Annotated in this window: 8 protein-coding genes; 7 read left to right on the forward strand and 1 reads right to left on the reverse strand. The window is 70.8% G+C overall.

From position 1 onward, the window contains the following. Positions 1 to 250: 250 nt before the first annotated feature. On the reverse strand, positions 251 to 1,024 hold the full coding sequence (locus tag AB0I22_RS17680) for a hypothetical protein (RefSeq protein ID WP_363131691.1): 774 nt from the start codon (positions 1,022 to 1,024) through the stop codon (positions 251 to 253). A gap of 204 nt (positions 1,025 to 1,228) precedes the next feature. Here AB0I22_RS17680 and AB0I22_RS17685 point away from each other — a divergent pair, with 204 nt between their 5' ends. The 7 genes from AB0I22_RS17685 to AB0I22_RS17715 form a co-directional block, all read left to right on the forward strand. After that, complete coding sequence (locus AB0I22_RS17685) at positions 1,229 to 2,698, forward strand: aldehyde dehydrogenase family protein (RefSeq protein WP_363131711.1); 1,470 nt, start codon at positions 1,229 to 1,231, stop codon at positions 2,696 to 2,698. Between the two features lie 114 nt (positions 2,699 to 2,812). Further along, positions 2,813 to 4,348: a GMC oxidoreductase gene (locus tag AB0I22_RS17690; protein WP_363131692.1), complete on the forward strand. Its 1,536-nt coding sequence runs from the start codon at positions 2,813 to 2,815 to the stop codon at positions 4,346 to 4,348. Beyond that, complete coding sequence (locus tag AB0I22_RS17695; protein ID WP_363131693.1) at positions 4,345 to 5,439, forward strand: betaine/proline/choline family ABC transporter ATP-binding protein; 1,095 nt, start codon at positions 4,345 to 4,347, stop codon at positions 5,437 to 5,439. Before AB0I22_RS17690 ends, AB0I22_RS17695 begins: the two co-directional genes overlap by 4 nt. Continuing rightward, a complete protein-coding gene (locus tag AB0I22_RS17700) occupies positions 5,436 to 5,891 on the forward strand; it encodes a hypothetical protein (RefSeq protein ID WP_363131694.1) in 456 nt (151 codons plus the stop codon). The genes AB0I22_RS17695 and AB0I22_RS17700 overlap by 4 nt, the downstream gene beginning before the upstream one ends. A gap of 56 nt (positions 5,892 to 5,947) precedes the next feature. Next, positions 5,948 to 7,861: an ABC transporter permease subunit gene (locus AB0I22_RS17705; RefSeq protein ID WP_363131712.1), complete on the forward strand. Its 1,914-nt coding sequence runs from the start codon at positions 5,948 to 5,950 to the stop codon at positions 7,859 to 7,861. Between the two features lie 16 nt (positions 7,862 to 7,877). Continuing rightward, positions 7,878 to 8,861 (forward strand): ABC transporter substrate-binding protein, encoded by a 984-nt coding sequence (locus tag AB0I22_RS17710; RefSeq protein WP_363131713.1) that lies wholly within the window; start codon positions 7,878 to 7,880, stop codon positions 8,859 to 8,861. 466 nt (positions 8,862 to 9,327) lie between these two features. Beyond that, a partial coding sequence (locus AB0I22_RS17715; RefSeq protein ID WP_363131714.1) for an IS701 family transposase occupies positions 9,328 to 9,889 on the forward strand: 562 nt, incomplete at its 3' end.

Below are 9,889 nucleotides of genomic sequence, written 5' to 3' on the forward strand. Positions count from 1 at the left end.
GAGCGCGCCCGCCCGTTCGCCAGGGGCCCATTCGCCACGGGTGCTGTCGGTGTTCTCCCCACTGGCGCGGCGGCGGGGGCGGACGACGGGCGGACCGCCCCCGGCCCTCTGGCCGGAGAAAGCCCGCGTGCCGGAGAAAGTCCGTGTGCCGGAGAAAGTCCGCGTGCCGGGGCGGTCGGCCCCGAAGCCGTTTTCGGTGGATTTGTGAGTAGGTCGCCCGCGTGCCCAGAGCTATGGGCGGCCCCCGGCGTCAGCCCTTCTGCACGGCCTTCTTGAACTCGTCGACGCTCATGGACTCCTTCTCCGACGGCGGGTTCACCGCGACCGGCTTCCCGTAGTCCGTGAATTCCATGGTGCTCGTCTTGCCGTTCTGCTTCGAGGCGATCTTCAGGAGCTGGGGCTTGCCCTCGGCGGCCACATAGATCGTGCTTTCCGCGCCGTCCTTGCCTTTCGCGGTGAGCGGCACGACCCGCTTGCCGCCGAGGGTGGTCTCCTCGCCCTTCTTGAGCTTCTCGTCGCCCGCGTTGTCGCCCGCGATCTTCTTCTGGAAGGTCTTCAGGTCGTCGCAGGACGAAGCCATCTGCTTCAGCAGGGCCTCGCTGGTCTTGCCGTGCAGGTAGCGGCCCTTCGCCGCCTTGGCGGCGAGCGCGCCCTTCTTCGGGTCGCCGGTCGCGGCGGTCCACACATCGGTGTCCGGCTTCAGCCACACCTCGTCGCCGCGCTTGACGACCTCGACGGAGCCCTTGCCGGTCGGGGGGCTCGTGGTGCCGGCGCAGTTGTTCTTGTCGTCCGCGGCGATGTCCATCTTCGCGGACGCCGTGCCCGCCGCCGCGTCCATCTTCATGCGCAGCGAGGAGGCGGAGCTCAGCTCGCCGCGCGCCTTCTTCGAAATCTCCTGGGCGGAGAGTCCGTCCAGTTCCCCCTTGCCCTTCGCGCTGTCGGAGTTATCGGATCCGCAGCCGGCGACGCCCACTGTCGCGGCCGCGCAGATCGCTGCGGCCCACATGCCGTATCGCTTGGTCATTCAGCTCGCGCTAACAACCCGGCGGCAACAAATGGGGCAGAACGGGAGAGGACAGTGACTCGGACCACTCTTGGCGGCGAATGAGGAATACGTTCGGATCTTCCGGTTAGGGGTCCCTGTTGCTGGCGTGACCAGCGGAACTTTTCAGTGATCGGAAGGCAGTACGACGTGTCGGCAGCAGTCGAGACCATTCATGTGGACGGGGTGTGGCGTGAGGCCGCATCCGGCGCGCAGCGGGAGGTCCTCGACCCCGCAGACGCCCGGCCCCTCGCGACCGTGGCCGAAGGCGGAACGGACGACACCGACGCGGCCGTCGCCGCCGCCCGGCGGGCCTTCGACTCCGGCCCGTGGCCCGGCACGCCCGTCGCCGAGCGGGCCGCGCTGCTGCGCCGCGTCGCGGACCTGCTCCAGCGCGACCGCGAGGAGATCGCGCTGACCGAGAGCCGGGACACCGGCAAGACCCTCGAAGAGGGCCGCGTCGACGTCGACGACGTGACCAACGCCTTCCGCTACTTCGCCGACCTCGTCATGAACGAGAGCGGCGGGCGCGTCGTGGACGCGGGCAGCCCCGAGGTGCACAGCGTCGTCGTGCACGAGCCGGTCGGCGTGTGCGCGCTGATCACGCCCTGGAACTACCCGCTGCTCCAGGCCAGCTGGAAGGTGGCCCCGGCGCTCGCCGCGGGCAACACCTTCGTCCTCAAGCCGAGCGAGGTCACCCCGCTCTCCACCGTGCACCTGATCAAGCTGCTGGTGGAGGCCGGGCTCCCGGCGGGCGTCGCGAACATCGTCACCGGCGCGGGCGTCCCGGTCGGCCAGCGCCTCGCCGAGCACCCGGACGTGGACCTGTTCTCCTTCACCGGCGGCCTGGCCAGCGGCACCAAGGCGGGCGCCGCCGCCGTCGCGGGGGCCAAGAAGATAGCCCTGGAGCTGGGCGGCAAGAACCCCAACGTGGTCTTCGCCGACGCCTGCGCCACCGAAGAGGGCTTCGACACCGCCGTCGACCAGGCGCTGAACGCCGGTTTCGCGCACAGCGGCCAGGTCTGCTCGGCCGGCGCGCGGCTGATCATCGAGGAGTCGGTCAGCGACCGGTTCGTCGCCGAGCTGGCCCGCCGCGCCGAGAAGATCAAGCTGGGCCGGGGCACCGAGAAGGGCGTCGAGTGCGGCCCGCTCGTCTCCGAGCAGCAGCTCGCCAAGGTCGAGGCGTACGTCACCTCCGCGCTGGCCGAGGGCGCCGCGCTGCGCTGCGGCGGCTCCCGCCCCAAGCCGTCGAAGGTCCGCCCCGAGACCGGCTACTTCTACTCGCCGACCGTCCTCGACCAGTGCCACCGGGGGATGCGCGTGGTGCGGGAGGAGACCTTCGGGCCGATCGTCACCGTCGAGACGTTCCGCACCGAGGACGAGGCCGTCGAGCTGGCCAACGACACCGAGTACGGACTCGCCGGCGCCGTGTGGACCTCCGACGCGGGGCGCGCGCGGCGCGTCGCCGGGCGGCTGCGCCACGGCACCGTATGGATCAACGACTACCACCCCTACCTGCCGCAGGCGGAGTGGGGCGGCTTCGGCAAGTCCGGCATCGGCCGGGAGCTGGGCCCCGCGGGGCTGGCCGAGTACCGCGAGTCCAAGCACATCTACCAGAACCTCGAACCGAAGGCGGTGCGCTGGTTCGCCGGCTGACCGCGCCCGTACCCGTCCCGTACAGCGCGTTCCACGGCCCGTTCGACCCTCGGTTCAACCAGCCCACTCTTCACGCGCAGAACCTTCAGCAGTAGCAGCAGAGGAGCACCCCCCATGCCCGTGTACGACTACGTCGTGATCGGCGGCGGCACCGCCGGATCGGTCATCGCGTCCCGCCTCACCGAGAACCCCGACATCACGGTCGCCGTCATCGAGGGCGGGCCCACCGACATCGACCGGGAGGACGTCCTCACGCTCCGCAGATGGCTGGGGCTGCTAGGCGGCGACCTGGACTACGACTACCCGACGGTCGAGCAGCCGCGCGGCAACTCCCACATCCGGCACAGCCGGGCGCGCGTGCTGGGCGGGTGCTCCTCGCACAACACCCTGATCTCCTTCAAGCCGCTGCCCGGCGACTGGGACGAGTGGGCGACGGCCGGGGCCGAGGGCTGGGACGCCGAGTCCATGGACCCGTACTTCTACCGGCTGCGCAACAACATCGTCGCGGTGGACGAGAAGGACCGCAACGCCATCGCGAGCGACTTCGTGCAGGCCGCGAAGGCGGCCACCGGCGTGCCGCGCGTGGAGGGCTTCAACAAGAAGCCGTTCCACGAGGGCGTGGGCTTCTTCGACCTCTCGTACCACCCCGAGAACAACAAGCGCTCCTCCGCGTCGGTCGCCTACCTGCACCCGTTCCTCGACCGCCCGAACCTGCACATCATGCTGGAGACCTGGGCGCACAAGCTGGAGCTGGACGGCACCCGGGCGACCGGCGTGCACGTGCGGACCAAGGACGGCGAGGAGATCCTCGTCGAGGCGTCCAACGAGGTGCTGGTCTGCGCGGGCGCGGTCGACACCCCGCGGCTGCTGATGCACTCCGGCATCGGCCCGCGCAAGGACCTCGAAGCGCTCGGCATCCCCGTCGTCCACGACCTGCCGGGCGTCGGCGAGAACCTCCTCGACCACCCCGAGTCGGTCATCGTCTGGGAGACCGACGGGCCCATCCCGGAGAACTCGGCGATGGACTCCGACGCCGGGCTGTTCATCCAGCGGGACCCCGCGGCCAACGGCCCGGACCTGATGTTCCACTTCTACCAAATCCCGTTCACCGACAACCCGGAGCGGCTCGGCTACGAGAAGCCCGAGCACGGCGTGTCGATGACGCCCAACATCCCCAAGCCGCACAGCCGCGGCCGGCTCTACCTGACCAGCGCCGACCCCGAGGTCAAGCCCGCCCTCGACTTCCGGTACTTCACCGACGAGGACGACTACGACGGCCGCACCCTCGTCGACGGCATCCGCATCGCGCGCGAGATCGCCAAGACGGAGCCGCTCGCCGGCTGGCTCAAGCGCGAGGTCTGCCCGGGCCCGGAGGTCACCTCCGACGAGGACATCAGCGAGTACGCGCGCAAGGTCGCGCACACCGTGTACCACCCGGCCGGCACCTGCCGAATGGGCGCTTCCGATGATGAACTCGCGGTCGTGGACCCGAACTTGAACATCCGTGGCATGCAGAACATCCGTATCGCCGACGCATCGGTCTTCCCGACGATGCCCGCCGTGAACCCGATGATCGGAGTCCTGATGGTGGGGGAGAAGTGCGCCGAAATGCTTGCCGCGGCCTCGACACCCGGGGGTGATCGAGCATGACCAGCACCGTACCGGCGCCCCGCGAAGCGGTGGACGGCCCGAAACCCGACGGCGAGCCCGTCTTCTCCGTACGCAACCTGTGGAAGGTCTTCGGCCCCAAGCCGGAGCGCGTGCCGGGCAGCCCGCTCGCCGAGCTTCCCGCGGACGAGCTGCGCAGCGAGTCCGGCTGCACCGTCGCCGTCCGCGACGTCTCCTTCGACGTCCGCCAGGGCGAGGTCTTCGTCGTCATGGGCCTCTCCGGCTCCGGCAAGTCCACGCTGGTCCGCTGCCTGACCCGGCTCATCGAGCCGACCAGCGGCGAGATAGCCATCGACGGCGAGGACGTGTGCGGCATGGACCGCGGCCGGCTGCGCGACCTGCGCCGGCACCGCGCCGCCATGGTCTTCCAGCACTTCGGCCTGCTCCCGCACCGCACCGTGCTCGACAACGTCGCCTACGGGCTCGAAATCCAGGGCATGGGCAAGGCCGAACGGCGCGCCAAGGCCGGCGAGATCGTCGCCAAGGTCGGCCTCGCCGGACTCGAATCCCGCCGCCCCGGCCAGCTCTCCGGCGGCCAGCAGCAGCGCGTCGGCCTCGCCCGCGCCCTCGCCGCCGACCCCGAAGTCCTCCTGTTCGACGAGCCGTTCAGCGCACTCGACCCGCTGATCCGCCGCGACATGCAGGAAGAGGTCGTCCGCCTGCACCGCGACGAGGGCCGCACCATGGTCTTCATCACCCACGACCTCAGCGAGGCGCTGCGCGTCGGCGACCGCATCGCGCTGATGCGCGACGGTCGCATCGTGCAGTGCGGCACCCCCGAGGAGATCGTCGGCTCGCCCGCCGACGACTACGTGCGCGACTTCGTCCGCGACGTGCCGCGCGAGCAGGTGCTGACCGTACGCCGCGCCATGCGGCCGGTCGCGAAGACCGACGCGAAGGACGGCGCGACGCTCGCGCCCGACACCACCGTCTCCGACGCGATCGAGGCCGTGGCGCGCAGCGGCGGCCCGCTGCGGGTCGTCGACGACGGGCGCTGCGTCGGCGTCATCGATTACGAGTGCCTGCTGGGCGTAGTGGCTGGACTGGACCGTGGAGAGGCAGCGGCGGCATGAGCGCGATGTACGACAGCACGGTGTCGGCGGCGAACGCCGCCGTCGCGGCTGAAGAGACCCGAGCCGGCTCCGGTTCCGACTCCGGTTCCGGTTCCGGCGACGTCACGGGCCGGGTCGGGAAGGCCGCGGCCGGCGCCGTGGGCGCCGCCCCGCGCTCCGGGGCCGCCGCCGTCGGCGCCCTCGCGAGCGCCGCGCTGCGCGCGGGCGCGGCCTCCCGCAAGGGCACGGACGACGAGCGGCCGACCGCCGGACGCAGGCTCGCGGCCTGGGCCTCGCGCGCCGGATCCGCCGTCGCCGACGCGCTCCGCCCCGAGGTGGCCACCGTCGGCAGCGCCGCCCGCACCGCGCCGCTGCCCGTCGTGCGCCCCGTCGGCGGCTGGTCCGCCGCGGCCGGCCGCACGGCCGCGACCGCCGGTCCGCCCGGCCGCGCCGTCCGCGGGAGGCGCGTGTGAGCGTCGCCACCTCCGCCGCCCCCGAAGCGGCCCCGGCGCCGGTCCTCAGATCGGCCCTGCGGCATCCCGCCGTCCGTAAGCTCCTGCTGCTCGCCGTCCTCGCGGCGGTGCTCGTGCCCATCGTCAACGCCAAATGGGCCAGCGGCAGTTGGCCCCACGCGCTGACCGTCGACGCGTCCGGCCCGCTCGGCAAGGCCAGCGACTGGATCATCGACAACCGGGACAGCCACTGGCTGTTCCTCTACTTCTTCGGCCACGTCAGCAACGCCATCGTCATCTCGGTGCGCGCCGTCTACCTCGTCCTCCTCGCACTCGGCTGGGCCGGCGTGACCGCCGCCGCCACCCTCGTCGCCTGGCGCGTCGCGGGCGTGCGGATCGCCGTCACCGCCCTCGTGTCCTTCGCCGTGACCGGCCTCCTCGACATGTGGGTGCCGGGCATGCAGACGCTCGCCCTGATGGTCGTGGCCGTCCTCGCGTCCGTCGTCATCGGCGCGCTGCTCGGGCTCGCGGGCGGGCTGTCGGACCGGATGTTCCGCGTACTGCGGCCCGTACTGGACACCATGCAGGTGCTGCCCGCCTTCGCGTACCTGCTCCCCGTCGTGATGGTCTTCGGCATCGGCGTGCCGTCCGCGGTCATCGCGACCGTCATCTACGCCGCGCCGCCCATGGCCCGGCTCACCGCGCTCGGACTGCGCGGCGCGGACAAGGGCGTCCTGGAGGCCGTCGAATCGCTCGGCGCCACCGGCCGGCAGCGGCTGCTGACCGCCCGGCTGCCGCTGGCCCGCAAGGAACTGCTGCTCGGCCTCAACCAGACCATCATGATGGCGCTGTCCATGGCCGTGATCGCCTCGATGATCGGCGCGGCCGGCCTCGGCGACCGCGTCTACCAGGCGCTGTCCGCCGTCGACGTCGGCGCGGCCCTCGCCGCGGGCATCCCCATCGTCCTCCTCGCCATCGTCATGGACCGTACGACCGGCGCCGCCGGAGAGCGCATGGGCGCCGAACCGAGCGGCCCCAAGTGGCTGCGCGGCAAGGCGGCTTGGGCGGGCGTCGCGCTCGTCACCGTCGTGGTCGCCGTCGTCGGCCGGCTCGCCGGCTCGCAGATCTGGCCCGCGAGCTGGACCGTGGCCATCGCCGCGCCCGTCAACGACGCCAAGAACTGGATGGTCGACCACCTCTACTCCGGCGTCCCCGTCGTCGGCGGCACCAACGACTGGGCCGGGCACTTCACGACCTGGGTGCTCGACCCGATCCGCGACGGCCTCCAGTCCGCGCCGTGGTGGGGCGTCCTGCTCGTCGTCGCCGCGCTCGCCTGGCTGATCGGCACCTGGGCCACCGCCCTGACCTCCGTCCTCGCGATGGCCGCGATCGGCGTGCTGGGACTGTGGCAGCCGTCCATGGACACCCTGTCCCAGGTGCTGGCCGCGCTCGTCGTGACGCTCGTCGTCGGCTTCGCCGTCGGCGTCGCCGCCGCCCGCAGCCGCCGCCTGGAGGCCGTGCTGCGGCCGATCCTGGACGTGTTCCAGACCATGCCGCAGTTCGTCTACCTCATCCCCGTGGTCGCGCTGTTCAGCGTCGGCCGCGCACCGGGCGTCGCCGCCGCCGTGATCTACGCGCTGCCCGCCGTCATCCGCATCACCACCCAGGGCATCAAGCAGGTCGACCCCTCCGCCATGGAGTCCGCCCGCTCGCTCGGCGCGACCAGCGGCCAGCAGCTCCGGCAGGTCCAACTGCCCCTCGCACGGCCCGCGTTGCTGCTCGCCGCCAACCAGGGCGTGGTGCTCGTACTCGCCGTCGTCACCATCGCCGCCCTCGTCGGCTCCGGAGCCCTCGGCTACGACGTCGTCACCGGCCTCGCCAAGGGCGACCTCGCCACCGGCCTGCCCGCCGGCGTCGCGATCGTCTGCCTCGGCCTGATGCTCGACCGGGTCACCCAGCCGACGGCGCGACGCGCGCGGAAGGGGGCCTGACATGGCTCGTCATCTCATGGGTCGTACGAACACGCGCCGACGGGCCCTGCTCGCCGCCGCCTCCGGGATCGGGCTGCTCGCCGCCACCGGCTGCGGCGCCGCCGACATGACCAAGCAGTCCTCGCCCTACGTCAACGCCCAGGGCGCGAAGACCGTGACCCTCTCCGTACAGACCTGGGTCGGCGCCCAGGCGGACGTCGCGGTCGCCAAGTACCTGCTGGAGAACAAGCTCGACTACCGCGTCGACACCGTCCAGGTCGACGAGGTCCCCGCGTGGGACGCGCTCAGCCAGGGCCGCGTCGACGCCATCATGGAGGACTGGGGCCACCCCGAGCAGGAGCAGCGGTACGTCAAGGACAAGAAGACGATCACCCCGGCCGGCGGGGTCGGCGTCATCGGGCACATCGGCTGGTTCGTACCGAAGTACTGGGCGGACAAGCACCCCGAGGTCACCGACTGGAAGAACCTCAACAAGTACGCCCAGCAGCTGCGCACCCCCGAAAGCGGCAGCAAGGGGCAGTTGCTCGACGGATCGCCGTCGTACGTCACCAACGACAAGGCCCTCGTGAAGAACCTCGACCTGGACTACCAGGTCGTCTTCGCGGGGTCGGAAGCCGCGCAGATCACCCAGATCCAGCAGTTCGCGAAGCAGAAGAAGCCGTTTCTGACGTACTGGTACGAACCGCAGTGGCTCTTCAACGAGGTGCCGATGGTGGAGGTGAAGCTGCCCAAGTACACCGACGAGTGCGGGGACAAGGGGGCGGCCGATCCGACGACGGTGGACTGCGAATACCCGACCACGCCGCTTCAGAAGTACCTCAACACGAACTTCGTGAAGCACGGCGGGGACGCGGCGACGTTCCTGAAGAAGTTCAAGTGGTCGAAGGACGAGCAGAACCAGGTGTCGGAGATGATCGCCTCGGAGAAGCTGTCGCCGGAGGCCGCCGCCAAGAAGTGGGTGGAGAAGAACCCTTCTGTCTGGAAGGCGTGGATGCCGTAGCCCTGCGGGCTGGCTGTCGTCCTTTGGGGGCTCGGCTTCGGGGTGGTTTCGTGCCGCCCCGGGGCCGGGCCCTTTTTCGGGGCGCTGCCCCGGGCCCCGGTCCTCAATCGCCGGACGGGCTGGATTGGCTCGGCCTTCGGGTGTCCTCAATCTCCCCCAGCTACCGCTGGGAGGTGCCTCCTGACGGGCTGGTTTTGGATCGGCTTCGGGTGCACTCAAGTAACCGGGACTTCAACCCAGAAACAGCCTCTGACCTCCGACGATGCCTGTCTTTGGGTGTTCGCGGCCAGCTCCTGTGAAGCCCCTAATGCTCCAGCTGTAGATCGTGATCTTGCTGGTCGGGGCCAGTGCGGAGACGGGTGCGGCCACCGTTGATCATCGTGACTTGCGTGGAGTGACGATGAGACGGTGGCCGCAGGTCACAGAATAGAACCCGTCCGTTGGCGGGAGGGCGTTCGCGGTGGTCATGGGCCGGATCGCGGGCCGGTTCACCCGGGTCGAACCACGGCTGCGGACCGGGCGGTTGGTGCTGGGCCTGCTGTCGGACCTGCCGCGCAAGAACTGCTGGACGATTGCGGAATGGGCCGGGGAGGCCAGCCCGCACGGCATGCGGCATCTGCTGTGCCGGGCCGTCTGGGATGCCGATGGCGTCCGTGATGACGTGCGCGAATACGTCGTCGAGCACCTCTATGACGAGGCCGCGGTCCTGGTGGTCGACGAGACCGGCGACGTGAAGAAGGGCACCCACACGGTCGGGGTCCAGCGCCAGTACACCGGAACGGCTGGACGGATCGAGGACTCCCAGGTCGCGGTCTACCTGGTCTACGCCGGCGAGCGTGGGCACGCGGCGGTGGACCGGGAGTTGTACATCCCGCGCTCCTGGACGTGCGCCCCGGACCGCTGCCGGGCAGCCGGACTCGGTGAGGACACCGACTTCGCGACCAAGCCGGAACTGGCCCGCACGATGATCGAACGGTTCCTGGATGCCGGACACCACGTCGGCTGGGTCACCGGGGACGAGGTCTACG

This window comes from Streptomyces sp. NPDC050610 (genome assembly GCF_040654875.1).
Taxonomy (GTDB): Bacteria; Actinomycetota; Actinomycetes; order Streptomycetales; family Streptomycetaceae; genus Streptomyces.

Coding starts and splice junctions, on each gene's coding strand:
- AB0I22_RS17680 (WP_363131691.1), bottom strand. CDS start 1,024: ATGACCAAGCGATACGGCATGTGGGCCGCAGCGATCTGCGCGGCCGCG.
- AB0I22_RS17690 (WP_363131692.1), top strand. CDS start 2,813: ATGCCCGTGTACGACTACGTCGTGATCGGCGGCGGCACCGCCGGATCG.
- AB0I22_RS17695 (WP_363131693.1), top strand. CDS start 4,345: ATGACCAGCACCGTACCGGCGCCCCGCGAAGCGGTGGACGGCCCGAAA.
- AB0I22_RS17700 (WP_363131694.1), top strand. CDS start 5,436: ATGAGCGCGATGTACGACAGCACGGTGTCGGCGGCGAACGCCGCCGTC.
- AB0I22_RS17710 (WP_363131713.1), top strand. CDS start 7,878: ATGGGTCGTACGAACACGCGCCGACGGGCCCTGCTCGCCGCCGCCTCC.